25 protein-coding genes and 1 rRNA gene are annotated in these 26,532 nt (G+C 75.6%); 6 read left to right on the top strand and 20 right to left on the bottom strand.

Going from position 1 to position 26,532, the window contains the following annotated elements; genetic code table 11:
• Positions 1-70: 70 nt before the first annotated feature.
• Together ACFSHS_RS19155 and ald are read right to left on the bottom strand one after the other, a co-directional pair.
• Positions 71-1,009 (bottom strand): site-specific tyrosine recombinase XerD, encoded by a 939-nt coding sequence (locus ACFSHS_RS19155; protein ID WP_376879853.1) that lies wholly within the window; start codon positions 1,007-1,009, stop codon positions 71-73.
• Positions 1,010-1,041: 32 nt separating this feature from the next.
• Positions 1,042-2,157: an alanine dehydrogenase gene (gene ald / locus ACFSHS_RS19150; RefSeq protein ID WP_376879570.1), complete on the bottom strand. Its 1,116-nt coding sequence runs from the start codon at positions 2,155-2,157 to the stop codon at positions 1,042-1,044.
• A 261-nt stretch (positions 2,158-2,418) separates the two neighbouring features.
• Between ald and ACFSHS_RS19145 the strand changes: the two genes are divergently transcribed.
• Positions 2,419-3,027: a hypothetical protein gene (locus tag ACFSHS_RS19145; RefSeq protein ID WP_376879568.1), complete on the top strand. Its 609-nt coding sequence runs from the start codon at positions 2,419-2,421 to the stop codon at positions 3,025-3,027.
• A gap of 90 nt (positions 3,028-3,117) precedes the next feature.
• Here ACFSHS_RS19145 and ACFSHS_RS19140 read toward each other — a convergent pair whose 3' ends face one another.
• The 8 genes from ACFSHS_RS19140 to steA are packed head-to-tail and all read right to left on the bottom strand — an operon-like array spanning position 3,118 to position 13,635.
• Positions 3,118-3,726: an NUDIX domain-containing protein gene (locus ACFSHS_RS19140; RefSeq protein WP_376879565.1), complete on the bottom strand. Its 609-nt coding sequence runs from the start codon at positions 3,724-3,726 to the stop codon at positions 3,118-3,120.
• Entirely contained in the window at positions 3,726-5,477 is a 1,752-nt protein-coding gene (locus ACFSHS_RS19135; RefSeq protein ID WP_458199695.1) for a CTP synthase, read from the bottom strand. The genes ACFSHS_RS19140 and ACFSHS_RS19135 overlap by 1 nt, the downstream gene beginning before the upstream one ends.
• Positions 5,452-7,812, bottom strand: a complete 2,361-nt coding sequence (locus tag ACFSHS_RS19130; protein ID WP_376879563.1) for a hypothetical protein — start codon at positions 7,810-7,812, stop codon at positions 5,452-5,454. The genes ACFSHS_RS19135 and ACFSHS_RS19130 overlap by 26 nt, the downstream gene beginning before the upstream one ends.
• Complete coding sequence (locus ACFSHS_RS19125) at positions 7,809-8,963, bottom strand: glycosyltransferase family 4 protein (protein WP_376879560.1); 1,155 nt, start codon at positions 8,961-8,963, stop codon at positions 7,809-7,811. The genes ACFSHS_RS19130 and ACFSHS_RS19125 overlap by 4 nt, the downstream gene beginning before the upstream one ends.
• Positions 8,956-10,638 carry a murein biosynthesis integral membrane protein MurJ gene (gene murJ / locus ACFSHS_RS19120; protein WP_376879558.1) on the bottom strand — a complete coding sequence of 561 codons (1,683 nt, stop codon included), beginning with the start codon at positions 10,636-10,638 and terminating at the stop codon, positions 8,956-8,958. Before murJ ends, ACFSHS_RS19125 begins: the two co-directional genes overlap by 8 nt.
• Positions 10,635-11,504: a hypothetical protein gene (locus ACFSHS_RS19115; RefSeq protein WP_376879556.1), complete on the bottom strand. Its 870-nt coding sequence runs from the start codon at positions 11,502-11,504 to the stop codon at positions 10,635-10,637. The genes murJ and ACFSHS_RS19115 overlap by 4 nt, the downstream gene beginning before the upstream one ends.
• On the bottom strand, positions 11,501-12,451 hold the full coding sequence (locus ACFSHS_RS19110) for a copper transporter (RefSeq protein ID WP_376879554.1): 951 nt from the start codon (positions 12,449-12,451) through the stop codon (positions 11,501-11,503). The genes ACFSHS_RS19115 and ACFSHS_RS19110 overlap by 4 nt, the downstream gene beginning before the upstream one ends.
• Positions 12,448-13,635 carry a putative cytokinetic ring protein SteA gene (gene steA, locus ACFSHS_RS19105; RefSeq protein WP_376879552.1) on the bottom strand — a complete coding sequence of 396 codons (1,188 nt, stop codon included), beginning with the start codon at positions 13,633-13,635 and terminating at the stop codon, positions 12,448-12,450. The genes ACFSHS_RS19110 and steA overlap by 4 nt, the downstream gene beginning before the upstream one ends.
• Positions 13,636-13,799: 164 nt before the next feature.
• On the opposite strand from steA, the gene ACFSHS_RS19100 reads away from it, so the two are divergent.
• Positions 13,800-14,717, top strand: coding sequence for a TetR/AcrR family transcriptional regulator (locus ACFSHS_RS19100; RefSeq protein WP_376879549.1), 918 nt, complete (start codon positions 13,800-13,802; stop codon positions 14,715-14,717).
• Positions 14,718-14,874: 157 nt separating this feature from the next.
• Here ACFSHS_RS19100 and ACFSHS_RS19095 read toward each other — a convergent pair whose 3' ends face one another.
• From ACFSHS_RS19095 to ACFSHS_RS19075, 5 genes are all read right to left on the bottom strand, one after another.
• Positions 14,875-15,585: a class I SAM-dependent methyltransferase gene (locus ACFSHS_RS19095; protein WP_376879546.1), complete on the bottom strand. Its 711-nt coding sequence runs from the start codon at positions 15,583-15,585 to the stop codon at positions 14,875-14,877.
• 87 nt (positions 15,586-15,672) lie between these two features.
• Positions 15,673-17,457 (bottom strand): DNA repair protein RecN, encoded by a 1,785-nt coding sequence (recN, locus tag ACFSHS_RS19090; RefSeq protein WP_376879544.1) that lies wholly within the window; start codon positions 17,455-17,457, stop codon positions 15,673-15,675.
• The gene (locus tag ACFSHS_RS19085; protein ID WP_376879541.1) at positions 17,450-18,508 is read right to left on the bottom strand and encodes an NAD kinase; all 1,059 of its coding nucleotides are present in this window, start codon (positions 18,506-18,508) and stop codon (positions 17,450-17,452) included. The genes recN and ACFSHS_RS19085 overlap by 8 nt, the downstream gene beginning before the upstream one ends.
• Entirely contained in the window at positions 18,505-19,302 is a 798-nt protein-coding gene (locus tag ACFSHS_RS19080) for a TlyA family RNA methyltransferase (protein ID WP_376879539.1), read from the bottom strand. The genes ACFSHS_RS19085 and ACFSHS_RS19080 overlap by 4 nt, the downstream gene beginning before the upstream one ends.
• Positions 19,302-19,508 (bottom strand): hypothetical protein, encoded by a 207-nt coding sequence (locus ACFSHS_RS19075; protein WP_376879536.1) that lies wholly within the window; start codon positions 19,506-19,508, stop codon positions 19,302-19,304. The genes ACFSHS_RS19080 and ACFSHS_RS19075 overlap by 1 nt, the downstream gene beginning before the upstream one ends.
• Before the next feature lie 201 nt (positions 19,509-19,709).
• On the opposite strand from ACFSHS_RS19075, the gene ACFSHS_RS19070 reads away from it, so the two are divergent.
• On the top strand, positions 19,710-20,027 hold the full coding sequence (locus tag ACFSHS_RS19070; RefSeq protein ID WP_376879534.1) for an alkyl sulfatase C-terminal domain-containing protein: 318 nt from the start codon (positions 19,710-19,712) through the stop codon (positions 20,025-20,027).
• Positions 20,028-20,040: 13 nt separating this feature from the next.
• Here the strand turns inward: ACFSHS_RS19070 and ACFSHS_RS19065 are convergent, their stop codons facing one another.
• Together ACFSHS_RS19065 and ACFSHS_RS19060 are read right to left on the bottom strand one after the other, a co-directional pair.
• Entirely contained in the window at positions 20,041-21,261 is a 1,221-nt protein-coding gene (locus ACFSHS_RS19065; RefSeq protein ID WP_376879532.1) for an HAD-IIA family hydrolase, read from the bottom strand.
• Positions 21,258-21,650 (bottom strand): tetratricopeptide repeat protein, encoded by a 393-nt coding sequence (locus tag ACFSHS_RS19060; RefSeq protein ID WP_376879529.1) that lies wholly within the window; start codon positions 21,648-21,650, stop codon positions 21,258-21,260. Before ACFSHS_RS19060 ends, ACFSHS_RS19065 begins: the two co-directional genes overlap by 4 nt.
• 213 nt (positions 21,651-21,863) lie before the next feature.
• Here ACFSHS_RS19060 and ACFSHS_RS19055 point away from each other — a divergent pair, with 213 nt between their 5' ends.
• Positions 21,864-23,045 (top strand): DUF1015 family protein, encoded by a 1,182-nt coding sequence (locus ACFSHS_RS19055; RefSeq protein ID WP_376879527.1) that lies wholly within the window; start codon positions 21,864-21,866, stop codon positions 23,043-23,045.
• A 17-nt stretch (positions 23,046-23,062) separates the two neighbouring features.
• On the opposite strand, the gene ACFSHS_RS19050 is transcribed toward ACFSHS_RS19055, so the two are convergent.
• A complete protein-coding gene (locus ACFSHS_RS19050; protein ID WP_376879524.1) occupies positions 23,063-23,422 on the bottom strand; it encodes a single-stranded DNA-binding protein in 360 nt (119 codons plus the stop codon).
• A 276-nt stretch (positions 23,423-23,698) separates the two neighbouring features.
• Here ACFSHS_RS19050 and ACFSHS_RS19045 point away from each other — a divergent pair, with 276 nt between their 5' ends.
• Positions 23,699-23,917: a hypothetical protein gene (locus ACFSHS_RS19045; RefSeq protein ID WP_376879522.1), complete on the top strand. Its 219-nt coding sequence runs from the start codon at positions 23,699-23,701 to the stop codon at positions 23,915-23,917.
• Positions 23,918-23,975: 58 nt separating this feature from the next.
• Here the strand turns inward: ACFSHS_RS19045 and ACFSHS_RS19040 are convergent, their stop codons facing one another.
• Entirely contained in the window at positions 23,976-24,827 is an 852-nt protein-coding gene (locus ACFSHS_RS19040; protein ID WP_376879519.1) for a tetratricopeptide repeat protein, read from the bottom strand.
• Here ACFSHS_RS19040 and ACFSHS_RS19035 point away from each other — a divergent pair.
• Complete coding sequence (locus tag ACFSHS_RS19035) at positions 24,816-25,934, top strand: hypothetical protein (RefSeq protein WP_376879517.1); 1,119 nt, start codon at positions 24,816-24,818, stop codon at positions 25,932-25,934. The genes ACFSHS_RS19040 and ACFSHS_RS19035 overlap by 12 nt on opposite strands.
• Positions 25,935-26,239: 305 nt before the next feature.
• Here ACFSHS_RS19035 and rrf read toward each other — a convergent pair.
• A 5S ribosomal RNA gene (rrf, locus tag ACFSHS_RS19030) occupies positions 26,240-26,356 on the bottom strand.
• Positions 26,357-26,532: the final 176 nt, after the last annotated feature.

The raw sequence follows: 26,532 nt of genomic DNA, 5'->3' as shown, positions 1-26,532 counted from the left end.
ACTGACAACGGGTGTGACTGCTCAAGCCGAACCGGATCCAGGAATTGCCAAGACTCCGAGCCGCCGGGTGTCAGGTCAGGGCCCTCGGATGACTGGTCGCCCAGACCTCCCGCAGGCGGTCCACGGTCACCAGCGTGTAGACCTGCGTGGTCGTCACGGAGGCGTGGCCGAGCAGCTCCTGCACCACGCGGACGTCGGCTCCGCCGTCGAGCAGGTGCGTGGCGAAGGAGTGCCGCAGCGTGTGCGGCGACACCGACGCGGGGTCCATCCCGCCCGCGGCGCCGGCGCGCTCGGCCGCCGAGCGCAGGATGGCCCAGGCGCTCTGCCGTGACAGGGGCCCGCCGCGGACGTTGAGGAACAGTGCGCCTCCCCGGGCTCCGCCGCGGCCGTTGGCTGCCAGCGCGGGCCGGGCGCGCACCAGGTAGTCCTCCACGGCCCGGAGGGCGTAGCTGCCGACGGGGACCACGCGCTCCTTGCCGCCCTTGCCCGCCAGCCGGACCGCCGCCTGGCCCCGGTCGAGGTCGTCGACGGCCAGCCCGACCGCCTCCGAGATGCGCGCCCCGGTGCCGTACAGCAGCTCCAGCAGCGCCCGGTCCCGCAGCCCCCGCGGGCCCTCGACCGATCCCGCCGCCTCGATCAGCGCCACCACCGACTCCACGGGCACCGCCTTGGGCAGCCGGCGGGCGGGCGTGGGCGGGCGCACCTCGTGGGCCACGTCGTCGGGCACGAGGCCGTCGAGCAGAGCGAACCGGTGCAGGCCCCGGACGGCGACCACCGCGCGGGCCGCCGACGTCGCCGAGAGCGGGGGGTGGTCGTCGTCCCCCTCGCGGAGGGCGGCGAGGAAGCCGGACACGTCCGACTCGGCGACCTCGCCGAGGTCCTGCACGCCGCCCGCGGCCAGGTACTCGGTGTACCGGCGCAGGTCACGGCGGTAGGAGGCGATGGTGTTCGCCGCCAGCCCCCGCTCGACGGTCAGGTGGTCGAGGTAGCCGGTGACGACGCGCTCCAGCGCGGGAGCGGCGTGGACGTCCGTGGTGAGCGTCAGAGCAGGACCTCCTCCCAGGGGACGGCCACCATGCCGTGCGCCTCGGCCACCTCCGGCAGCACCACCTGGCCCCCGACCACGTTCACGCCGTGGGCGAGGGCGGGATGGCTGCGCACCGCTGCGGCGGCACCCTCGTTGGCCAGCGCCATCACGTAGGGCAGCGTCACGTTGGTCAGCGCGTGGGTGGAGGTGTTGGGAACGGCGCCGGGCATGTTGGCCACGCAGTAGAAGACCGACTCGTGCACCCGGAACGTCGGGTCGTCGTGGGTCGTGGGCCGGGTGTCCTCGAAGCAGCCGCCCTGGTCGACGGCGATGTCCACGAGCACCGCACCGGGCTTCATCCGCGACACCAGCTCGTTGCTGACGAGGGTGGGGGCCTTGGCCCCGGGCACGAGCACCGCGCCGATCACCAGGTCGGCGTCCAGGACGGCCCGCTCGACCTCGTAGGCGTTCGACGCCACGGTCTGCAGGTGTCCCTGGTAGATCCGGTCGGCAGCCCGCAGCTTGTCGATGTCGCGGTCGAGGACGACCACCTCGGCCTGCATGCCGAGGGCGATGGCGGCGGCGTTCATGCCGGAGACGCCCGCGCCGATGACGACGACCTTGGCCGCGTAGACCCCCGACACACCCCCCAGCAGGACGCCCCGGCCACCGTGCGCCCGCTCGAGGCTGTGCGCGCCGACCTGGGGCGCCATCCGGCCGGCGACCTCCGACATCGGGGCGAGCAGCGGCAGGGCGCCGTCGGGGGTCTGCACCGTCTCGTAGGCGATGGCGGTCGTGCCCGAGGTGACCAGGGCGTCGGTGCACTCCTTGGACGCCGCCAGGTGCAGGTAGGTGAACAGCGTCTGGTCCGCCCGCAACCGGCCGTACTCCTCGGCGACGGGTTCCTTGACCTTCAGCAGCAGGTCGGCCGCGGCCCAGACGTCGTCGGCGTCGGCCACGATCCGGGCACCGGCGGCGACGTAGTCGGCGTCAGGGATGGAGGACCCCTCCCCCGCGCCCCGCTGGACGAGCACCTCGTGCCCCGCGCGGACCAGCTCGGTCACCCCGGCAGGGGTGAGCGCGACCCGGTACTCACGGTTCTTGACCTCTTGGGGGACACCGACCCGCATCTCCGACACTCCCGGTTGTGTGGCGGGCGCTCCCCCGACGGTGACGGGGTCACTTCCCGCGTGTGGGCGGCCCGGTCGGGGCGCGCCTCGGGCGGAGTGTAGGCACCGCCGCGCCCATTCCCCGCGCACGCGGCCCGGTGCCCCGCCCGGACGAGGGGGCGGCCCGCCGGGGCCGGACGGCGGGAAGCAGCGACCGTGGGCGCTCCGGACCCGCGCGCCACCGCCCCTGCGCCCGCGGCGCGGCCGCCGGAGGATGCAGCGATGCAGCTCTACGCCCAGCACCCGGTCCAGCGCACCCGCCAGCTCGCCGCCGACGTCGGCGTGCTCGCGTGGGTCCTGCTGTGGGTGCTGGTGGCGCGGACCGTCCACGCGGCGGTGCTCGTGCTGGCCGAGCCCGGGCGCGCGGTCGAGGACCTCGGCTCCTCGGTGGCCGGGAACATGACCGACGCGGCGGGCACGGCGGAGGACGTGCCCCTGGTCGGCGACGAGCTGGCGGTCCCCTTCGACGCCCTCGCCGACGCGGGCGGCTCGGTCACCGGAGCCGGCCAGGCCGCGCAGGACGCCGTCGCCACCCTGGCCACCGTGCTGGCCGTCGTCCTGGTGGTGCTGCCCGTCGGCTGGGTGCTGTCGCGCTGGCTGCCGTGGCGGCTGCGCTGGGTGCGGGAGGCGTCCGCGGCCCGGGCCCTGCTGCGGGCCGCGCCGGACCTGCACGTGCTCGCCGCGCGGGCGCTGGCCACCGCACCCCTCCCCCGGCTGGCCGCGCTGCCGGCCGGCACCGGAGCGGGCTGGCACGCCGGCGATCCGGCCGCCGTGCGGGCACTGGCCGACGTGGAGCTGCGGCGTCTGGGCCTGCGGCCGCCGGACCGGTGACGGCGGGGACGGCCACCCGCCAGGGATCCGCGCCGAGCCCGCGAGCGCGCGCACGCCGGCGGCGGCGGGATCGTGAAGGGGAGGTCGGCGTCAGTCGCCGTCGGCCGGCCGCAGGCGCGGGGCGCCGCTGCGGACCTGCGCGGCGGCCAGCACGCCGATCACGGCCGAGGAGTTGCGGATGTCGCCGTCGAAGACCCGCTGCACCGCCTCGGCCAGGGGCACGCGCTCCAGCGTCATGTCCGCCTCCTCGTGCTCGACGACGAAGCCATCGGGCCGCTCGACCTCGGAGAGCTCCTCGGCCAGGTAGACGAGCACCTGCTCGTCGCTGAAGCCCGGCGAGTTGTAGACGGTGGCCAGCAGCGACCAGCGGCCGGCCGCGAGGAGGGCCTCCTCGGCGAGCTCACGCTGGGCGGTGCGCAGGGGCGGCTCGCCGTCCTCGTCGCGCAGGCCGGCCGGCAGCTCCCACAGGTGGGCACCGACGGGGTGGCGGTACTGGCGCAGCAGCACCACGCGGTCCTGGTCGTCGAGCGCGACCACCGCGACGGCGCCGGGGTGGGTGACGACCTCCCGGACGCTGTCCCCGCCCCCGGGCATGGCCACCGTGTCGCGGCGCAGCGCGATGACCCGCCCCTCGAAGACGGTCTCGCTGTCGAGCACCCGGAACTCGTGCGGTCGGCCGTCCCCCGTCGGCGTCGTCATCAGATGCCGACCTTCGCCGTCTCCTGGTCGATCTCGTCGATCGGCACCGGCAGCCGGGCGGCCTCCTGGTAGTCGATCGCCGCCTGCACGAACGCCGAGAACAGCGGATGCGGCCGGGTCGGGCGGCTCTTGAGCTCGGGGTGTGCCTGCGTGCCCACGAAGAACGGGTGCGACTCGCGGGGCAGCTCGGCGAACTCGACCAGCAGCCCGTCCGGCGAGGTGCCGGAGAAGACCAGCCCGGCCTCGCTCAGCCGGTCGCGGTAGGCGTTGGCCACCTCGTAGCGGTGCCGGTGGCGCTCGGTGATGTCGGTCGAGCCGTAGGCCGCCGCGGTGACCGACCCCTTCTGCAGGCTCGCCGGGTAGCTGCCCAGGCGCATGGTGCCGCCCAGACCCCGCTCACCGGCGATCACGTCCACTTGGCTGGCCATCGTGGCGATGACGGCGTCAGGGGTCTCGGGGTCGAACTCGGCCGAGTTGGCCTTCTCCAGGCCGGCGACGTTGCGCGCGTACTCGATGACCATGCACTGCAGGCCCAGGCACAGCCCGAGGGTCGGGATGCCGTTGGTCCGGGTGTAGCGGATCGCCCCGAGCTTGCCCTCGATGCCGCGCACCCCGAAGCCGCCGGGGATGCAGACGCCGTCGACGCCGGCCAGCGCACGCTCGGCGCCCTCCGGGGTCTCGCACTCGTCGGACTGCACCCAGCGGATCTGCACCCGGCTCCGGTGGGCGAAACCGCCGGCGCGCAGGGCCTCCGTCACCGACAGGTAGGCGTCGGGGAGGTCGATGTACTTGCCGACCAGGGCGATGGTGACCGTCTCCCGCGGCGCGTGCACGCGGTCGAGCAGGTCGCCCCAGACCGTCCAGTCGACGTCGCGGAACGGCAGACCGAGGCGGCGGACGACGTAGGCGTCCAGGCCCTCCCGGTGCAGCACCTTGGGGATGTCGTAGATCGAGGGCGCGTCGGCGCAGGAGATGACGCCCTCGGCGTCGACGTCGCACATCAGGCTGATCTTGCGCTTGAGCCCGGTGCCGATCTCGCGGTCGGAGCGGCAGACCACCGCGTCGGGCTGGATGCCGATGCTGCGCAGCGCGGCCACCGAGTGCTGCGTCGGCTTGGTCTTGAGCTCGCCCGACGGCGCGATGTAGGGCACCAGCGAGATGTGCAGGAAGAAGCAGTTGTCCCGGCCGATCTCGTGGCGCACCTGGCGGGCGGCCTCCAGGAACGGCAGCGACTCGATGTCGCCGACGGTGCCGCCGATCTCGGTGATCACCACGTCGACGCGATCGGCGACCTCGGCGCCGGCCATGATGCGGGCCTTGATCTCGTTGGTGATGTGCGGGATGACCTGCACCGTGTCGCCCAGGTACTCCCCGCGGCGCTCCTTGGCGATCACGTCGGAGTAGACCTGGCCGGTGGTCACGTTGGCCCGGCCGGTCAGGTCGGTGTCGAGGAAGCGCTCGTAGTGCCCGATGTCGAGGTCGGTCTCGGCGCCGTCCTCGGTGACGAAGACCTCGCCGTGCTGGAACGGGTTCATCGTCCCCGGGTCGACGTTCAGGTAGGGGTCCAGCTTCTGCATGGTGACCCGCAGGCCGCGGCCGGAGAGCAGCGCGCCGAGCGAACTGGCAGTCAGCCCCTTGCCGAGGGAGGACACCACACCGCCGGTGACGAAGACGAACTTCGTCGGCTGGTTGTTGTGGAGCAGGAGGCTGCTGTTCCCGGAATGATCACGTGTTCCAGACGGTCGATCCACGGGAGACGACCGTAACACGATCCGGCGACTCGGCCGGTCCGGAGTGGGGAGCGCCACCGGACGTCTCCCCCCGACCGGTGCCCTCCCCGCCGCGCCCGGCGGCGAGCCACACCAGCAGCGGCACGAGCAGCGCCGCGGCCGTGGCGGGCAGCGCGACGCCGGAGTCGTTGACCGCGGCGCCCAGGGTCAGGCTCAGCGCCGCGGCGAGGAGGCCGGCGCGCAGGACCGCGGCGTCGGGAGCGGGCAGGCCGGCCCCATCCCGCAGGAGACCGCCCGGCCGCAGCAGCCACACCGCGGCCGCCGCCGCGACCGGGAGCATCCAGGCCATCGGGCTGCCCAGCAGGATGTCGAGGTTGGCCTCTGCCTTGCGGCTGACCACGGTCCACGCCTCGCCGGTGCGGAGCTGCTCGACGAAGCGGCCCAGGTGGCTGCGCTCGGCCGCCGGCCCGGTCCAGTCCAGCACCGCCACCGTGCCGACGGCCAGCACGGCCACGGTCAGGATCGCGGCGAACCGCACCAGGGTCACCCGTACCCGCGCCAGGAGCATGGCCAGCAGCAGGAAGCCGGGCATCGCCGACAGCACGCCGCCGAAGTCGCGGCCGAGGGCGGGCGCCCCGATGACGCCGACGGTGAGCAGCCCGATGCCGACCACGGTGGCCGCCGTGACCCAGCGGGCCCGGCGGGGACCGGCGCGCCGCCCGGCGAGCGCGCCGACCGCGGCGGTGACCAGCAGCGCGGCCGTGACGAGCAGCCCGAAGCTGAGGTTCCCGTAGCCGGTGAACCGGCCGGCCACGATGGCGTCGTACCCGAGCAGCCCGTTGAGCTCCAGCGTGGAGCCGGTCAGCACGTCGGCGAGCAGCGTGCCCAGCGTGAGCGCGACGAGGACCAGCGGTGGCCCGAGCCGCGAACGTCGCCACGGCCCGGCCAGGGCCAGGGCGACGACGGCCAGGTCGGCGGCCACGACGGCCGCGGTGAGGGCCGCCAGCGGTGCACCGGTCCGCTCCCACGGGAGGAGCCCGGCGAGGTAGGTGGCCACCGGGACGGCGGCGACGACGAGCGCCAGGACCCGGAGCACGGCCCGGGCCCGGGAGCCCGCGGCGGCGGGTGCCGGACGACGCTGCCACCCGCCGAGGACGGCGGCACCCGCGGCGAGGATCCCGGCGGAGAGGGCCACCAGGATCCAGAAGAAGACGCCCACGTTGCGGTGGTGCACGGTGGCGGCCGTGTTGAGGTGCCGGAGCTCCGCGACGGCGGCTGCCAGTGCCGGTCGCTCCCCGGCGGCCCGCATCGGCTGGCCGTTGAACGACGCCGGCTGATCCAGCGACAGCGCCCGCAGGACCGTCGGCGCGACGTCGATGAGCTGGGCGTAGGGCTGCCGCCCGGTGCTGGCGGAGGTCAGCCACCCGTCGGAGCCGAAGCCGGGGCCGGTGGCCATCCCCACGTGCAGCTGCGGCCGGCCGTCGTTGACCTCGGAGATGCCCGCGAGGAGCAGGAGCGGATCGCCGGGCATCGCGGCCACCGCCGCCCTGATCCGGCCGACGGCCTCGTCGATGCGCAGCAAGGCGTCGGCCCGCGGCGCCGGGTCGGTGCCGTCGTCGGTCTTCTCCGCACCGGGCCGGCCGGCGTCGGTCAGCTGGTCCAGCGAGACCAGGGCGAGGGGGCAGGCCGACAGCACACCGGCCAGGGCGGCGGGCTCGGCCGGCAGCTCGTCGGCCCGGGTCACCGCCACGTCGGGGGCGGTGACGGCGAGGGTGGCGGCCCGGCCCGACACCGTCGCGCAGCCCACGGCCTGCCCCAGCGCGGCGGGCTCGGCGCCGAAGCGGCGGGTGCCCTCGTCCTGCGCCGTGCGCTCCACGGTGGCCAGCGGATCGGCGAGCGCGACGCTCGCCGCCCGCTCCTGCAGCCCGCAGTGGGACAGCGAGGTGTCCAGCCGCGGCTCCGGCGGCGCGCCGTCGCCCTCCGGGGGCGTGAGCGGCGCGTCCGCCTGGTCCTCCGGCAGGGGCACGGTGGGCAGCGGCACCGGGGGCAGACCGTCGTCGGGCCCCGGGACGCGGGCGCGGTTGCCGGCGCCGAGCGTGGCCCAGCCGTCCAGGACGCAGGTGGTCCCGCGGGCCGCGCGCACCGACAGCGCGCCGATCGTGGCGTCCCCGGCCAGCGCCCACAGCTCCGGCGTGCCGGTGGGGTCGACGTCGTCCCAGGTGAGGCCGGGTACGCCCACGACGACCACGGAGTCCGCCGCCGCGTCGTCGGCCGCCGCGGGGGCGGGCCCGGCGCAGCTCAGGAGCAGCGCGAGCAGGACGCCCAGCACCACGATCGCGCGCCCGGTCCGCCTCACGAGGGGCCGTCTCCGGGTGGGTCGCCGAGGAGCTCCCGGTAGATCGCCACGAGCTGCCGGCCGGCGGCCGCCTCGTCGGGCCAGCCTGCGGCCCGGCGCGGGCCCGCCGCCGCGAGCTCGGCCGCGTGCGCCGGGTCGGTGAGCACCCGTACGACGGCGTCGGCGAGGGCGCCCGGGTCGCCGACCGGCACCAGCGACGCGGCGTCCCCGAACAGGTCGGGCATGCCGCCGGTGCGCGTGGCGACCAGCGGCGTGCCGGCCCGCAGGGCCTCCTGGCCGGTGAAGGGGCTGCCCTCCCAGCGGCTGGGCAGCACGCAGAGGTCGGCGGCGGCCAGCAGGTCGGCGACGTCGGACCGGCGGCCCAGCAGGAGCACGGGGAGCCGCTCGTCGCGGATGCGGCCGGCCAGCTCGGCCTCCAGCGGCCCGTCGCCGGCGATGGCCACCAGCGGGGCCGGCCGCAGCCGGCCGTCGGCCTCCCAGCGCGCCACGGCGGCGAGCAGGACGTCGTAGCCCTTCTGCGGGTGCAGCCGCCCGACGGCCACCACCAGCGGCCGGCCCGCGTCGAGCCCCAGTTCCTCCCGCACCTCGTCGCGGGAGCGCGCGGCCGGGGGCAACGGCGGCGCGAGGGCGGGGACGACGCGCACGTCGCGGGCGCCCAGCCGCCGGGCGTTGTCGGCGAGGTCCCCCGACACGGCCAGCACCATGTCGGCGGCGCGGATCGTCGCCCCCTCGACGGCCTCGAGCAGCCTCCGGCGGAGACCCGGGCCCTCCTGCAGGGCGTTGTGCAGGGTGAGCACCAGGGGCCGGGTCCGATCGGCCGAGAGCCGGCGGGCCAGCGCCGCGACCAGCCCGGCGCGCAGCCCGTGGGCGTGGAGCAGGTCCATGCCCTCTACCGCCCGGCGCAGCTGGGCGACCGCGCGGCTGTCGGCGACGGGCGCCAGGCCGGCGGAGATGCCCACGGGGCGGAAGTCGGCGCCGGTGGCGGTGAAGGCGAACAGCTCCTCGGTCGCCGGTGCGCCGCAGACCCGCACGGTGGCACCCGCGGCCCGGATCGCGGGCACGATCGTCCGGACGTGACTGCCGACGCCGCCGGCGCTGGTCGCCAGCACCTCGGTGATGCGGCGGCCGCGCAGGGGCGAGCCCTCAGTCACCGTGCACCTCCTGTCGGTCGCCCGCGGTCGCGGGCCGTGCGGCCCGCGTACGGTCGCCCCCGTCGGCCGGGGCCGGGCGCTCCGGTGCGCGCAGCGTCCGCCACGCCGTTGCCAGTGGACGGCGCGCCGTGCCCATCATGACCGCCAGCGCGACCACGAGGGTGGTCCCCGCCCCGGCCAGCCCGGCGCCCAGCGCCGCCGGCACGCCCGGGGGCACGGGGTCGGCGCCCAGCGCGCGGACGACCGCCCACCCTGCCGCCGCACCGAGGGCGGACCCGGCGAGGGCCGGCACGCCGGCGGCGACCACGCCGGCCAGGGCACCGCGTCCGGCGGTGCGGGTGACGCCAACCAGGAGGCCCAGGCCCGCGACGAGGACGCCGACGCTGTGACCCGCGCCGAGCGCCAGGCCGCGGTCGGCCACGGGGAGCAGCCGCGCCAGGGCGACGTCCGCGACGACGGCCAGCAGCCACCCACCCACGACGCAGACCGTCGGCGCCTTCCACAGTCCGCGCGCGTACAGCGCCCGGGTGAGCAGCGCGACCAGCGCGTACCCGGGCAGACCGGGGGCGAAGGCGACGATCGTGTCGCGCAGCGCCGCCACGACCGTCGGGGACGCGCCCGCGAGGAAGATCCGCGCCATCGGGCCCGAGACCGCCACGAGCAGCCCCGCCGCCACGGCGGATCCGGCGACCACGAGCACGGCGACCGGCGCCAGAGCACGGCGGTACCCCCGATCGTCCCCGGCGTCGGCCCGCTCGGCGAGCCCCGGGTAGGCCGAGGTGGCCAGGGGGACGGCGAGGGCGGCCCACGGCACCAGGAACAGCGTGAGCCCGGCGGCGTACACGACCTGGGTGCCGTCGGGCCCGTCGGCGGCCAGCCGGATGGCGACGGCCGCCACGAGCTGCTGGCCGGAAAGGGTCAGGACACCCGCCGCGGCGAGCCGGCGCACCCGCGGCGCGGCGCCCACGGGGAACCGCAGCGCCGGCCGGAGCCCGAGCCGCAGACCGCGCACGGGGACGAGCAGGCTCAGGCTCAGCGCCACCACGCCGAGCGTCGTCCCGACGCCGAGGACCAGCTCGGCAGGGCGGGAGAGGTCGTCGGCCTCGCGCGCCCCGCCGATGCCGGCGAACAGCAGGTATGCGCCGGCGACGACCAGGCTGGACAGCAGCGGGGCCAGGGCCGGGCCGGCGAACCGCCGGTGGGCCTGCAGCACGCCGGTGAGCACGATGCCGATCCCGTACAGCACCACCTGGGGCGCGAACACCACCAGGAAGCGGGCGGCCAGCGCCACCTCCGCGTCGTCGCCGGCGCCCAGCAGCAGGCGCGCGATGGGCTCGGCCAGGAGGGCGACGGCGACCGCGAGGGGGGTCAGGACCAGCAGCGTCCAGCCGAGCAGGGCCGACGCCGTCCGGCGCACCTGCTCCCGGTCGCCGGCGGCGATGCCACCGGCGAGCATCGGGACGACGAGGCCGGCCAGCGCGCCGCCGGCGACCACCTCGAAGACGATGTTGGGGACGGTGTTGGCCGCCTGGTAGGTGTCCCCGGTGCTGTCGGCACCGACGGTGTTGGTGAAGACGAGGGTGCGGCCGAACCCGGCCAGCCGGGCCAGGAGCGTCAGGACGGCGATCAGTGCCGCCGCGCCGGCGACGCCCTGGGCGACCGTGCGGCGGTTCACGACGGGAGGCGGCCGAGGCGGTCCAGTTCGCGCAGTCCCGGCGTGGCTTCGATGACCCGTGTGAAGCTGACCTTCTCGCTGGCCAGTGTGAGGCCCACGACCGCGGCCAGGAGGCCGGCGCGCGAGGCCCGCCCGGGAAGCGCGGCCAGCCGCAGGCCGAGCAGCGCCCCGAGGGCGTTGGCGCCGCTGTCCCCCAGCATCACCCGCTCGCCCAGGTCGTCGGGCAGCACCGCGAGCGTGGCCCCGAGCGGTCCGGCGACGAGCCCACCGGCGGCTCCCCCGAGGCCGGCCGCCGCCCCCAGCACAGCAACCTTGCCGGCCCGGCCGGGGCGCAGGTCGAGCAGGTTGAGCAGGTTGGCCGTCCCGGCCACCAGGCCGGTGGTGAGCACGCCGTCGACCAGGGCGCCGCTTCCGGTGCCGCGGCGGGTCAGGACGGCGGCGACCGCGGCGGCGGCCCCGATGCCCGCCACCTTCACCGCGCCGGCGGAGACGCGACCGGCCCGCAGCGCGGCGAGGTGGCCGGCGAGCCCCTTGTCGCGAGCCTGCTCCGGCCGGGCCCCGGCAAGGTCGTCGTACCCGCCGACCACCCCGGAGACCGTGCCGACGACCGCGGCGGCCGCCCGTGTGCCGGCCGGGGCGCCGAGGACCGCGGTGGCCGTCGCCGAGGCGGCCAGTGCCGGCCCACCCAGCAGGGTCACCGCCCGGCCGGCGTAGTTCATGCGGCGCCACCGCACGCCGGCCGGCCGCGCGCCGAGCGTGGCCGCGCCCGCCAGCGCCGCGCGCGCGAGGCCCGCGCCCGCCAGTGCCAGCAGCGCCTTCCCGCCGGTGCGCGGAGCCCCGGCAGCGCCCCGAGCATGGCCGTTCACGGTGCGGCGGCGGGGACCGGCGGGACCGGCTGGGTGTCCTCACCAGTGCCGTACCGCCCCGACGTGCCGTCGTGCTCACCGCTGAGGGCCAGCACGGTGCTGATCCGGCCGGCCGCCGTGCCGATGTTGTCGACCGTGGAGACCGTCGAGGAGAGGGCTGGGTCGGCGCGCAGGGCGCCCACCAGGCCGTTCTCACCGGCCGAGACGGTGTCCCCGGCCACGACCACGCCCGATCCGGCGCTGTCGAGGGCCGAGACCAGGTCGACGACGGCGGCGTTCCGCTCGGCGGCGTCGTCCCCCGGGAGCGCACCCGAGGTCAGGACGATCGCGTGGTCGGCGGGGGCGACGGAGTCGCTGGTCTGGGTCAGGACGTCCAGGGCCACGAGCCCGCCGAGCACCGAGGAGACCGCGGCGCCGTCAGCGGGGGCCGCGCCCGACGACGGGATCATCAGCACCTGCGCCATGAGGCTGGCCACCAGACGGCCGGTGTCGTCCGTCTCGGGCAGCTGGATGCCCGGGGGCCGGCCGGAGCCGGTGACGTAGCTCTGCAGGCCCGCCTCGCTGGAGGGGTCGCTGAACTCCGGCCGCAGGGCGAGGGAGCCGGCCACCGTTCCGCCCGCGGCGGTGACCAGTGCCGTGAGGTCCTCGACGGTCTCCGGCGCGACCTCCTCGTTCGTGCTGACCAGCAGGACGCGGCGGCCGGCCAGGGTCCCCTCGACGAGCGCAGGGGCGACGGCCTGCTCGAACGCGTCGGCGGTGTCCAGCTGCGTCTGCAGCTGCTGGGTCCGGTCCTCCAGCGCCCGCTTGTCCTGCTCGAGGTCGGCGACCTGGTTCTCGATGTCGGCGAGGATCGGCTCGTTCAACGCGGTGGTGCCGATGACGATCCCCAGCGCGACCGCCAGGAACACGGCGATCAGCGAGACCAGGTGATAGCGGAAGTCGATCACGAGAAGAGGTTCTCCAACCAGAACACGAAGCTGTTCCATTGGTCGAGCAGGAGGTCCAGGTACACCCGCCCGACCGCCGACACCGCGAGCGCCGAGCCGATGGCGAGGAACGCGGCGAGGACGAGCACCACCAGCGCGGCGGTGGAGATGCGGCTCTTGTACAGCCGGCTCACGCCCTTGGCGTCGACGAGCTTGCCACCCAGGCGCAGGCGGGTGAGGAAGGTCGAGGCCATGCCGCCCCGGCCCTTGTCCAGGAACTCGACCAGGGTGGCGTGGGTGCCGACGGCGACGATGAGGGTGGCCCCCTTCTCGTCGGCCAGCAGCATGGCGATGTCCTCGCTGGTGGCCGACGCCGGGAACGTGATGGCGTCCACCCCGAGGTCCTGGACCCGCGCCAGCCCGGGAGCGCGGCCGTCGGCGTAGGCGTGCACGACCACCTCGGCGCCGCACGTGAGCGAGTCGTCGCTGACCGAGTCCATGTCCCCGACGATCATGTCGGGCTGGTAGCCGGCCTCCCGCAGCGCGTCGGCGCCACCGTCGACGCCGATGAGCACCGGCCGGTAGTCCCGGATGTAGGGGCGGAGTGCGTGCAGGTCCTCCTTGTAGTCGTAGCCGCGGACGACGACCAGCACGTGCCGGCCCTCGATCGGCGTGGCCACGTCGGGCACGCCCACCCCGTCGAGCAGGAGCGCCCGCTCCCGCTTCATGTACTCCATGGTGTTGGTGGCGAACGCCTCGAGCTGGGTCGACAGGCCCGCCTTCGCCTCCGCCATGGCGAGGGCGACCGAGGCGCTGTCGTGCAGGGTGCCCTCGGCGACGACCTCGCCGTCGTCGGTGAGCAGCTGGTTGCCCTCGAGCCGCAGGTGCGTGCCCTCCTTGCAGCGGGCGAACACCTCCTTGCCGACGGCGTCCAGCAGCGGGATGCCGGCGTTGATGAGGATCTCGGGCCCCAGGTTCGGATAGCGGCCGGAGATGCTGGGCGCGGCGTTGACCACTGCGGACACCTTGCAACCGACCAGCGCGTCGGCGCTGACCCGGTCGATGTCGACGTGGTCGATCACGGCGATGTCACCGGGCTGGAGCCGCTTGGTCAGGTTCTTGGTGCGGCGGTCCAGCCGGACGATGCCGACGATCCCGGACCCGGTGTCCTGTGCCCGGCCGCGCCGAAGGGTGCCGATGCGCATGCCGCGATGCTTTCACGCTGGCCTGAGCGGTCGGTCGTCCGACGCGCCTCGGCGACCTGTTGGTCACGGAGTGTGTCCGACACGACGGCGGCGGCGACACGCCCGGTCCGGCGTCCGCCGTCCGCGAGCTGGACCGTTACCGAGTCGTGACTAGCGTTGCTCGTGTGACTGGAGTGGCCCACGCCCTGCACCGGACCGACCCGCCGACCGGATCCCCGGCGGGGGCGGAGGACACGGCGGCGGTCGCCGCCGGGGCGGTGATCAGGGCGGTTCCTCCGGTCCGGCCCGAGAGCGCGGAGCCGTCCCTCGCTCCGGGACGGTCGCCCGGCCCCGGAGCGGCGCCCGCTCCCGAGCCGTCGCCTGCTCCAGAACCGTCGCCGGCCGCCGAGTGCGAGCCGGCCGCCGGGTCGCAGCCCGCCGCGGAAGGCGACCGCGGACGCGGGGCCGCACGGGGGCCGGGGGCCCGGGAGCGGCGCCGGCAGGAGACGCGGGCCAGGATCGTCGACGCGGCGGCGGATTTGTTCGCCGAGCGCGGCTTCGACGCGGTGAGCGTCATGGAGATCGCCCGCCGCGCGGGTGTGGTGGAGAAGACCGTCTTCAACCACTTCCCCGTGAAGGAAGGCCTGGTGTTCGACGCCGATCCGCCCATGCGGGCCGCGCTGCTCGACGCGGTGCGGCGCCGGCCCGCCGGCGAGTCGGTGTCCGCGGCGGCGGGCAGCTTCGTCGTCGCCGCGGTCAGCGTGCTCGGTTCACCCGAGGCGGTCGAGGGCGTGGCACGGATGGCCCGCGTGATCCGTGGCAGCCGGACGCTCCAGGTGCGGGAGCGGGAGATCCTCGGCGACCTCACCGACGCCCTCGCCGAGCTGATCGCCGAGGAGACCGGCGCCCGCGCCGGCCAGGTGGAGCCCTGGCTGGCCGCGCACGCCGTCCTCGGGCTGTACGCCTCCCTGCTGGAGCTCGCCCGGGACCGGGTGCTCGCCGGTGCCGGCGGCCCGGAACTGTCCGCCGAGCTCCGCCGCCAGGGCCGGCGCGGGCTCTCCCTCCTGCAGTTCGGCCTGGCCGGCTACGCGAAGAGGCGCTGACATCTGTCGTCCCCCGGACGACGCCCGCGGCCACGTGCCGTTCCCTGCCGCGTGGAGTCCTTCCCGGTCCTCGTCCCGGGGGCCTCCACTCCTCGGACCGCCGCGCAGGGGCGGCTTCCTGACCCGCCTCAGGAACCCTCCGGGCGCCCTCGTCGGGTCAGAGCTGCAGCGCCTTGAGCAACTGGTCGGCGCGGTCGCCGGGGACGTCGGGGTCGGTGGTGAACAGGGCGACGGCGACCATGTACCCGTCGTCCGCCGCCCAGCCGTGGCCGTCGGCGCACAGCCGGCGGATGTGGTCGCGCACCTTGGGCTCGCTGCTGTAGGTGCCGAAGTCCAGGCCCATGGCGAGGAAGTTGGCCACCCGGTAGCCGAGGTCGCCGGCCGTGCGCACGGTGGTCTCGGGGTCGGAGTAGCTGGCCACGGCCGTGATGACGTTCGGGTAGCCGGCCTTGAGCAGCTGGAGCACCAGGTCATTGCCGCGGACGCCGCCCCAGAGCTCGGGCATGCGGATGTCGCGGTCGGGCGCGGGGATGTAGGGCGGGTTGGAGATGACCGTGGACACCGGGGGGCCGCCGGCCGAGTCGGCCTGGTCGAAGAAATCCCCGAGCTCGACGGTGTAGCGGTCGGCCACGCCGCGCGCGGCGATGTTGGCGCGGGCTGCCTCGACCGAGGGGGCGCTGATGTCGTAGCTGCGGACCCGCAGCCCCGGCAGGGACCGGACGACGTCGGCGATGGCGGTGGCGTCACCGGTCCCGAGCTCGACGACGCCCTCGTCCTCCCACCGCAGGTGCGAGCGGTAGTGCTCCAGGAGCATGCAGACCGAGAAGCCGTAGTGCGCCGACTCGTCGGCCGAGGAGAAGCACGTCATCGGCGGCGCCTACCCCGCGACCATGTTGTGCACTCCCGACATCACCCGGTCGTGGCGTGCGTCACAAGGGGCGGGAAACCGGCCCGGTCAGGTCCTCGCGGCCGCCGCCACCGCGAGGAGCTCGCGCGCATGGGCCTGGCCGGTGTCGCTGTCGCTGAGCCCGGAGAGCATCCGGGCCAGCTCCCGCACGCGGTCCTCCCCCTCGACGGCCCGGATGTCGGTCGCGGTCACCCCGGCGCCGGTGTCGGGCGCCTTGTCCACGACCAGGTGCGTGTCAGCGAACGCGGCGACCTGCGCCAGGTGGGTGACCACGACGACCTGGTGGTCCCGGGCCAGCCGGGCCAGCCGGCGTCCGATCTCACCGGCCGCCTGTCCGCCCACCCCGGCGTCCACCTCGTCGAAGACCATGACGGGGACGGGGTCCGCACCGGCGAAGACGACTTCGATGGCCAGCATCACCCGCGAGAGCTCACCGCCCGAGGCACCCTTGTGCACCGGCCGCGGCGGAGCGCCCGGGTGGGCGGCCAGCAGCAGGGCGACGTCGTCGACGCCCTCCGACCCTGGCTCGTCCGGATGACTGTCGACGGAGAAGGAGACGGTCGCGCTCTTCATGGCCAGGCCGGCCAGCTCCCTGCCCACCTCGGCGGCGAACCCCTCCGCGGCCGCCCGCCGGCCCGCGGAGACCTGCGCGGCCAGGTCGTCGACCTCGGCGCGGGCGGTGTCCCGCGCGGCGGCCAGTGCCTCGAGCGCCTCGTCCGAGACGTCGAGCTCCGCCAGTCGTCGGCTCGCGTCCTCGGCCCAGGCCAGGACTCCGGCCAGCCCCTCCCCCGGACCGGCGTACTTGCGCACCAGCGCGGTGATGGCGGCACGCCGGTCGAGCACCTCGGCCAGGCGTCCGGGGTCGGCGTCGAGGTCGGCGACGTAGCCGGCCAGCTGGGCGGCGACGTCGGACACGACGGCGACGGCGTCGGCCAGGTCCTGCGCCAGGAGCACCAGCGTCGGGTCGTCCGAGCCGGCCAGCGCCCGCTCCGCCGTGGCGAGAGCCGCCGTGGCGTCCTGGGGGGCCTCTCCCCCGCCGAAGTCGCCGGTGACGTCGCCCACCAGGGCCAGCCGGGCCTCGTCGGCCGCGGCCCGGAGCGCGTCGGCGTCGGCGAGCCGCTTGGCCTGGGTGTCCAGGGCCTCGTCCTCCCCCGGCTCCGGCGCGGCGGCGGAGATCTCCTCCAGTCCGTGCCGGAGGACGTCGGCGGCCTGCGCCAGCTCCCGGGCCTGGCTGCGCCGTCGTTCGAGGTCGGCGGCCAGCTCGCGCCAGCGCTGGTAGGCGTCGCGGTAGCGCTCGAGGAGGGCCAGGTGGGCCGGCCCGGCGTAGCGGTCCAGTGCGCGGCGCTGCTCGGCGGGGCGGGAGAGGCGCAGCTGGTCGGTCTGCCCGTGGACGGCGAGCAGCCCCTCGGCGAGCTCGGCGACCACACCCACGGGCACGCTCCGGCCGCCCAGGAAGGCGCGGGAGCGCCCCTCGGCGCTCACCGTGCGCGCCAGGATCAGGCTGCCGTCGTCGTCGGGGTCGGCGCCCGCGTCGGCGGCCCGTTCCCACGCCGGCGAGTCCGGCGGGAGGACGAGGCGCCCCTCGACGCCGGCCTTGCCGTTCGCCCGGACCCGTCCGGGGTCGGCGCGGCCGCCGAAGAGCAGCGTCAGACCCGTGACCACCATGGTCTTGCCCGCACCGGTCTCGCCGGTGACGACGGTCAGCCCGCTGCCCAGCTCCAGGGTGACGTCGTCGATGGCGCCCAGGCCGCGGATCCGGAGCTCGGTGAGCCGCCCGGGGGGATCGCCGACGTCCGTGACGGCGGGCATCTGCTCGGCCGGCCGCTCATTCATCGTGCGCGCCGGCACCGGTCACCTCCCCCGCGGTCACGCCGTCGGTCCTGCCGTCGCCGGTCACGATGTCGCGGGTCAGGACGTTGCGGCTGGTGAACAGCTCGTGGCCCGGTCCGGCGTGGTGGTGCCGGGCGTCGCGGAAGCCGCGGACCGGCAGCCCGAACTTGGCCACCAGCCGGTCGCCGAACGTCGAGGCGTGCACCCGGGCGATCCGCACCGGCCGGTCGGCGCGCCGGACGTCGACCCGGCCGCCGTCGGGCACCTCCACCATGCGCCGGCCGTCGGCCGACACCCGCGACCGGTTGCCGTCGGCCGGGACGGCGACGCTGAGCACCGAGTTCGGCGAGGTGACCAGGGGCCGGGCGAAGAGGGCGTGCGCGTTGCTCGGCACCAGGAGGAGGGCCTCGACGTCGGGCCACACGACCGGCCCACCGGCGGAGAAGGCGTAGGCCGTGGAGCCTGTGGGGGTGGCGCAGAGAACGCCGTCGCAGCCGAAGCTCGTGAGCGGCCGGCCGTCGATGGCGAGGACGACGTCGAGCACCCGCGACCGCTGCGCCTTCTCGACCGAGACCTCGTTCAGTGCCCACGTTCCGCCGACGACCGCACCGCTGCCGTCGAGGACGTCGACCTCCAGCGCCAGTCGTTCCTCGACCGAGTACTCGCACCGCTCGATGGCCAGCAGCGTCTCCTCCACCGCCTCCGGCTCGGTCTCGGCGAGGAAGCCCACGCGGCCGAGGTTGACGCCCATGAGCGCCGCGTCGGTGTAGCGGGCCAGCTCGGCGGCGCGCAGGAAGGTGCCGTCGCCGCCGAAGACCATGACGATCTCCGCGCCCGCGGCTGCCTCCGAGTCGGCGGGCACCACCTCGGCGTCGGCGATGTCGAGCTCGTCGGCCTCCTCGGCGAGCACGCGGACCACGATGCCGGCCGCGGTGAGCCGGGCGGCCGACGTCCGGGCCAGCTCGACGATGTCCCGGCGGCCGGTGTGGACTGTGAGGAGGACGCGGCGGTGCTCCTCCGGCGTGGTGGACGTGCCCTCGCTGGGCTGGCTCACGACGGGCCCTCCTGGACTGCTCGACGGACGTCGCCCTCCCGGGCCGGTGGCGCGTCACGGCGCAGCCACAGGAAGAACTCCACGTTGCCGGCCGGGCCCGGCAGCGGGCTGGCCACCACTCCGGCCGTTCCCCAGCCGACGGCCGCCGCGGCGGCCCCGACCTCGAGGACCGCCTGCACGCGGTGCTCGGGATCGCGCACCACGCCGCCGGCTCCCAGGCGCTCGCGGCCCACCTCGAACTGCGGCTTCACCATCGGCAGGAGGTCGGCGCCGGCCGTGGCGCAGGCGGTGAGTGCCGGCAGGACGAGGCGCAGGGAGATGAACGACAGGTCGGCGACGACCAGGTCCACCGGCCCGCCGATCGCCTCCGGAGTGAGCGTGCGGACGTTGGTGCGCTCGTGGACGCTGACGCGTTCGTCGGTGCGCAGCGACCACGCCAGCTCGCCGTAGCCGACGTCGACGGCCACCACCTCGGCAGCACCGCGGCTGAGCAGCACCTCGGTGAAACCGCCGGTCGAGGCTCCCGCGTCCAGCGCCCGCCGGCCTTCGACGGTGACGGGGAAGGCATCGAGCGCGCCGAGCAGCTTGTGCGCGCCCCGGGAGACCCAGCTCGGCTGGTCGGGATCGGTGCGCACCACGACGGGGGTGGCCGCGTCGACGCCGGTGGCAGGCTTGGTGGCGGCCTGCCCCGAGATGGCGACGCGGCCTTCGGCGATCAGGGCGACGGCGTGCTCGCGGGACCGGGCCAGGCCCCGCCGCACGAGCTCCGCGTCGAGCCGGCTGCGGCGGGCCATCAGAGCCGGTCGATCGTGCCGAGCTCGCGCTCGAGACGGGCGTGCTCGGTCTCGAAGACCGCCACGTGGTCGGCGACGGGACGCTCGGCGAGGTCGGCGAAGGGGTCCTCGGAGTCGGTGGCGGGTCCGGACTCCGCGGCGGCGTCGGGGCGCGGGCCGGGCCGCGGTGGACCCGGAACCGGTCGCGACGAGCTCGGCTCGGTCATCGTGGTGACCCTCCGCTGACGTGAGGACGGGTGTTCTGGGGGACGGCCGGCTCGTGCTCGGCCGGAAGGCGGGTTCGCACGCGAGGTTACCGGCCGGGGACGACGGGCACGGTCGAGCGCGCGAAGCGATACCGTCCCTCGTCCGGTACGACCGCCGTCCAGCCTTGGAGGTCCGCCCGCGTGGCGACGATGGATCAGTGCATGACCGCCCTCCGGAGCATCCTGGGCGACCTTGCCGCGAACCCGGCGGCCGAGGGGCTGGACCGCAGTCTCTCCTGCCGGCTGACCGACCTCGACGAGGTCGTGGTCGGCCGGCTCAGTGCGGGTGCGGTGCGCGATCTGCACGTGCTGCCGCACGGCCCCGCGGTGCCCAAGGCCGACATCCGGCTGACGATGAACAGCGACGACCTGGTGGCGTTGACGAACGGGAAGCTCCACTTCGGGCCGGCGTGGGCCAGCGGCCGGGTGAAGCTCGAGGCGGGGCTGCGCGACCTCCTGCGCCTGCGCAAGCTGCTCTGAGCCCGCGGCGCCGCTACGCCACGGGCCGGGCGCCGGTCAGCGCCCAGCGGGTGACCGCCGCCTGCGCGCGGGCGCCGGCCGCGACGACCTGCACGGGCGCCGCCCGGTCGGGGTGCCGCGACCAGTGGGCCGCGCACAGCGCCCGGAGGCCGTCGAGCCCGTCGCCGTCCCGGTCGGCCGCATCGCCGTCCCGGTCGGCCGCATCGCCGTCCCCGTCGGCCGCATCGCCGTCCCCGTCGGCCGGACCGGCGTCCCCGTCGGCCAGGACGGTGTTCCCGTCGCCGGCTTCGAGGACGAGGACGTCCTCCCCCTCGGCCACCCGGGCCGACCACCCGCCGCACCGCCAGGTGCGCCCGTCACTGATGACCGGCGGGTGGGGGTGGAGCAGACCGGAGGCATCCGCGGCGAGCAGATCGGGACGGTGGTCGGGTCGAGCGGCGAGCAGCGTCGCGGCATCGGTCACACCGGACAGGACCACCAGGCTGGCCGCACCCGCACGGCGGGCCCCCTCGATGTCGGTGTCCAGCCGGTCGCCGACGACCAGGGGACGTCGCGCCCCTGTCCGGCGGACGCACTCGGCGTGCATGGCCGGGTCCGGCTTGCCCGTCACCAGGGGCGCCTGTCCGGTGACGGCGGCGACCACGCCGACCATGGCGCCGTTGCCGGGCAACGGGCCGCGCGGCGAGGGGACCGTGGCGTCGACGTTCGTGGCGACGTGCCGGGCACCGTTCCGGACGGCCACCACCGCCTCGGCCAGATGGCTCCAGCCGACGTCGCGCCCGTACCCCTGGACCACCGCCGCGGGACGGTCCTCGGCACGCTCGACGACGGTCAGGCCCGCCGCGGTCAGCGCGGTTGCGACCCCGGGACCGCCCACCGCGAGCACGGCGGCGCCCGGTCCGAGCAGTTCCGCGACGACGGTCGCCGCGGCCTGGGAACTGGTGATGACGTCGGCCGCCTCGGCGGGGACGCCGATCTCCCTGAGGTGGCGGGCGACCTCAGCCGGAGGTCGCGCGGCGTTGTTGGTGACGAAGCCCAGGCGCATGCCGGCGGCCCGGGCCGCCATCAGGGCCTCGGGGACGCCGGGAACGGCGTGGGGGCCGACGTAGACGACCCCGTCGAGGTCGAGCAGCGCGACGTCGTAGACCCGGCAGGGTGGTGTGCTGCTGCCGGCGGCGAGCGTGGCCGGGACCGGTTGCCGGGGATGGATGGATCCGGGGCGGGCGGCGGTCACGCGGACTCGGCCGCCTGCCGGGCGCGGACGCCGCGCAACGCACGGCTGTAGTGCCCGAGGTCTGGGCGCATCGCCACGGCGAGGGCCAGGTGCTCGGCGGCGAGCCGGAGCTCCCCCGCCCGGCTGGCGGCCAGCCCCAGCCCGAAGTGGGCGTAGTCGTCGGTGGGACTCACCGCGGTCAGCGCGGTGAAGCTGACGACGGCCTCCTGGTAGCGCCCGGTGTCGTACTGGGCCCTCGCCAGCGCCTCGAGGATGCTGCGAGAGCCCGGTTCGGCGGCGCGGGCGCGGGCGAGGAGGGTGGCCGCGGCGGCCGGGTCACCGTTGCGCAGCAGCTGGACGCCGCGCTGGAACCACTCGTAGACGCCGCCCTCGGGGGAGCTTTCCGGCACTCCCGCCCCCTCTCCCTCGAGTCGTCCCCGCGCCCCGTCGACGCGCCCGTCCGGCACGGCGGGACCACCTGCGGCGGGCAGGAACCGACCGCTCCTACGATCGACCACGTGCCCGAGTCGTCGTCCCGGTCGTCCACGTCGGCGACCGGACTCGACGTCCGCCCTTTCCGTGCCCTGACCTATCGGCAGCGGGACCCCGAGCATCTCGCCCGGGTGAGTTCGCCAGCCTACGACCTCGTGACCCCCGCCGGCCGGGAGCGGCTGGCCGGGACCGACCCGCACAACGTCGTGCGGCTGATCCTCCCCGCCCCTGAGCCAGGCCCGGGCGGACGCTCGGCCGAGGTCGCCGCTGCCACCTTGCGCCGATGGCAGGACGAGGGCGTGCTGGTGCGCGACGACGAACCCGCGCTGTGGTGCTACGAGCTGCGCCCTGCCGCCGCACCGGCGACGACGGGCTGGCTGGGCGCGGTGGCGCTCCCGCCGGCCGGTTCGTCCGCGGTCCTCCCGCACGAGGACACCTATCCGGTGGCCGTCGAGGGACGGCGGGCGCTGCTGGCGGCCACCAGCACCGACCTGGAGCCCATCGTCTTGGCCCACGACCCCGATCCGGAGGTCACCGCGCTCACCGACGTGGTGCGCCAGGGGGCACCCGTGATGACGGTGGAGGACGCCGACGGAGTCGAGCACCGGCTGTGGCGGGTGACCGACCGGGCCCTGCTCGACCGGGTGGTGGCCGCCCTCGCCCGGACCGGGGCCGTCATCGCCGACGGGCACCATCGTTTCGCCGCCGCCCGCGCCCACGCGCGGACGCCCGGTGCCGGGCCGGGCAGCGACCGGGTGTTGGCGCTGGTCACGCCGATGGGCCCCGGGGGCCTGCGGGTGGATCCGATCCACCGCGTGATCCCGGACCTGGACCTGGAACCGGCCGTCGACGCCGCGTCCGCCGGTTTCCGCGTCGCGGAGGTGACGACGGCGGGCATCGGGGCCGCCGACGCGGTCCGCCGGTGGCTGGGCACTCCGGACGAGGCGGGGTTCCTCGTCACCGACGGCTCCCGGGTGGTCCGGCTGACCGAACCCTCGGCCGATGTCCGGGCGACCGTTCCACCAGAGGCGCCGCCGGCCTGGCGGGGGCTGGACGTCGTCCTGGCGCACTACGGGCTGCTCGAGCGGCTCTGGCACCGCCCCGACGACCCGGACTCGGTCCTCATCGCGCACAGCGTCGACGAGGCCGTCCGGCTGGCGGCCGACCGCGCCGGTGTCGCGCTGCTGCTCCGGGCTCCCTCGCCCTCGGACGTCGCGGCGGTGGCGCGGGCCGGAGCACGGATGCCGAGGAAGTCCACGCTGTTCGTCCCAAAGCCGCGAACCGGTCTGGTGCTGCGTCCGCTGGCCGACTGATCCGGTGGTCGGTGGGCTCACGCCGTGCGCTCGGTGGAGGTGGCACCCGTTCGTGGCACCTTGCGGCCCCTGCGACAGTTCACCTCGCAGACCGACGCCGTGCCGCTGCCCGTGCGCCAGAACCGGCGCTGCAGAGCACCCTCGACCTCCACGACGTCACCCGGCTGCCACAGCGCCGCGCGCCGCTGCAGGCCACGGTCGTACGTGATGCAGGTCAGCACGTCCACCGACTGCCCTCTGGCTCGCGGCTCGGGCCGCCGCACGACGAGCCGGAAGGTCAGCAGCGGATCGCCGCTGGGCAGCGTCCGGATCTCCGCCGGGGCGGACATCCGCCCACGGAGCACCACGTCGTTCCGGTCGATCACAGCCACGCTCATGCAGGGAGCCTGACGGCCGGACCGTGCCCGGCCCAGAGCTCGTGCGCATCTGTGGACAGTGATGATGCCTGTGCATGATCAGCGCCGCTGCGGGGTCTGACCCGTCTGTGGACTGGCCGGTGTGCCTTTCACGCGAACTGTCGGCCCGGCAGCGGTGCCCCAACACGCGCAACAGCCGGACGAACGTGACCTCAGAGGAGCCTGGCTAGAGGCCCCGTCACTGTCCTGTCCGCCCGTCCGGCCGCGCGTGCCATTCCACGTCAGGAGTCATGGCACATGACCACGATCGCAGTCCAGACGCGCACTGTCACCGTTGGCGTCGACACCCACGAAGACACCCACGTAGTCCTGGTCCGAATGGGAACCGACCAGCGGACCCGGGACTACGTCGCCAGGCGCACCACCCAAGGCATGAGCAGGCCAGAGATCATTCGCTGCCTCAAGCGCTACGTCGCCCGCGAGGTCTACGCCGCCCTCACCCACCCCGGGACTTGACGAGCAATAGGAGCTTCGCCGGGGGGCGGTGTGGACGGCCCGGCCACCGCTGTCGGGGTCAGTCCCCGGCGGGTGCCTCGTCCTCGCCGGAACCGCTGCCCGCCGGTGGCTCCGGCGGCTCGTCGGTCTCGCCCAGCAGCTCTGCGACTTCCGCCTCGACCTCCTCGTCGAAGCTCCGGCCGAGACCGTGGTCGTCCTCGGGCAGCCGGTGCACTGCTTCGGGAGCCGACGGCTGCGGGACGCTGCCCTCCGCGGCGGCCACGCCGTCCTCCGCGGCGGTGTCGAGATCCACGTCGGGCTCCTCGCCGAACTGCTGGTCCTCCAGATCGGTGAACGAGATACCGAGCCGCTCGACGGCTCCGGTCCGGTCCTCCGGATCGGCGCCGGCGATCGCGACGAGCCAGTCGGTGGCGCGCTCGGTCTCTCCCTGGCGCTGCAGCAGATCGGCGTAGGCGGAAGCGAGCCGGAGCCGGGCGGCGTCCCCCGGATGCAGGGATGCCGGGTCCAGGCAATCCCCGAGCGCCGCCTCGAGCACGAGCCGGGCCGCGGCGTCCTCGCCGAGGTCCAGCCGGGCGCCCGACTCCACGATCCGGAGCTCGACGGCCTCCTCCGGGTCCGGGTCGTCCGCGAGGGCTTCGGCGACGAGCCGCAGAGCCACCTCCGGCCGCCCCAGCGCCCGCTCGCAGTCGGCGAGGACGGCCCGGTACCCCTCGTCGCCGCTCATCCGGCGATAGGCGCGCAGTTCCCGGGCTGCCTCCGCGTAGTCCTCGGCGTGGTACGCCGCCACGCCGACCGCCTCCCGCACCGCCGCCACACGCGAGGCCCGGTCACGGGCGGCTCGGGCGTGTGCCAGCGCCGCGACGGGGTCTTCCTCGACGAGCGTGCCGGCGGCGACCAGATGCCCGGCCACGCGCTCGACGTTGCGCGGATCCATCCCGCGGAGGGCGTTGCGCACCGCCGGGTCGAGGTCCCGGACATCGACCCAATCGGGGATCTCCGGGCCAGGCGGCAGCGGCGGACGACGTTCCACGCCGGCCGCGGACGGTCGTCCGCCGCCCCGGTCGTCGCGACGGTCGTCGGAGGGCCGCCGGTCCCGCCAGTTGGCGCGGTCCCCGCGCGGTGCCTCGGGCCGCTGCCCACGCCCGGACGAGGGCCGATCACCCTGAGGACGGCGGTCCTGCCACTGCGGCCGATCACCCGTGGGCCGGTCACCACGGCCGCCGCCGGCAGCGCCGGGGCGCTGCGGCCGATCACCCGTGGGCCGATCACCCTGAGGACGGCGCTCCTGCCACTGCGGCCGATCACCCGTCGGCCGGTCACCACGACCGGCGCCGGCAGCGCCGGGGCGCTGCGGCCGATCACCCTGAGGACGGCGCTCCTGCCACTGCGGCCGATCACCCGTGGGCCGACCACCCTGAGGACGGCGCTCCTGCCACTGCGGCCGATCACCCGTGGGCCGACCACCCTGAGGACGACGGTCCTGCCACTGCGGCCGATCACCCGTCGGCCGGTCACCACGACCGGCGCCGGCAGCGCCGGGGCGCTGCGGCCGATCACCCTGAGGACGGCGCTCCTGCCACTGCGGCCGATCACCCGGGGGCCGACCACCCTGAGGACGGCGGTCCTGCCACTGCGGCCGATCACCCGTCGGCCGATCACCCGTCGGCCGGTCACCACGGCCGGCGCCGGCAGCGCCGGGGCGCTGGGGCCGATCATGCTGGGGACGGCGGTCCCGCCACTGCGGCCGATCACCCGGGGGCCGATCACCCTGGGGACGGCGGTCCTGCCACTGCGGCCGATCCCCCGTCGGCCGGTCACCACGACCGGCGCCGGCAGCGCCGGGGCGCTGCGGCCGATCACCCTGAGGACGGCGGTCCTGCCACGACGGGCGATCACCCGTCGGCCGGTCGCCGCGAGGCCGCCGCTCCTGCCAGGTCCGGCTTTCGTCACCCGACGCAGCTCCGCCCCGCCCCGCGCCCTGCCGGGCACCCGGGGTGCCTCCCGCACCGCGGGGTGAGCCGCCTTGCGCCCGGCGGAGAGACCCACCACCAGCGTGACCCCCGCCGCGGCCGGCGAAGCCGCCTCGCCCGAACCCACCGCCTCGCGGCGTGTTCGACCTGCCCCCGCCGGCGGATCCTCGTCCGCCTCCTGTGTTGCGATCGTCCCGCGCTCCACCGGAGCCGCGTCGCGGAGATGTCATGACGTGGGAACTACCTCTTCAGGATCGGCGGCACGCATCGACGAGCTGCCGACGGAGGAAAACAAGAGGAAACGCGAACGGGGGTCAGAGCGCGTGGCTCTGACCCCCGTTCGGTAATGGTTGTCCGGCGGCGTCCTACTCTCCCACCCCGTCTCCAGGGCAGTACCATCGGCGCTGAGAGGCTTAGCTTCCGGGTTCGGAATGTGACCGGGCGTTTCCCTCTCGCCATGGCCGCCGTAACGCTGTGAACATGTGGAACCGATCAGGGACCTGGATCTGGTTCGTGCGTTCAGAACCGCACAGTGGACGCGAGACTTTCTTCATGGGTGACTCGACACGCGGGTCGTGCCCCCCCGGAAGGGGGTGTGTGGTCAAGTCCTCGGCCTGTTAGTACCGGTCAGCTGCACACCTTGCG

It is taken from the genome of Blastococcus deserti (genome assembly GCF_042682525.1).
Taxonomy (GTDB): domain Bacteria; phylum Actinomycetota; class Actinomycetes; order Mycobacteriales; family Geodermatophilaceae; genus Blastococcus_B; species Blastococcus_B deserti.
Note: the sequence above shows the minus strand (reverse complement) of the source record. Positions and strands in the feature narration are given on the sequence as shown.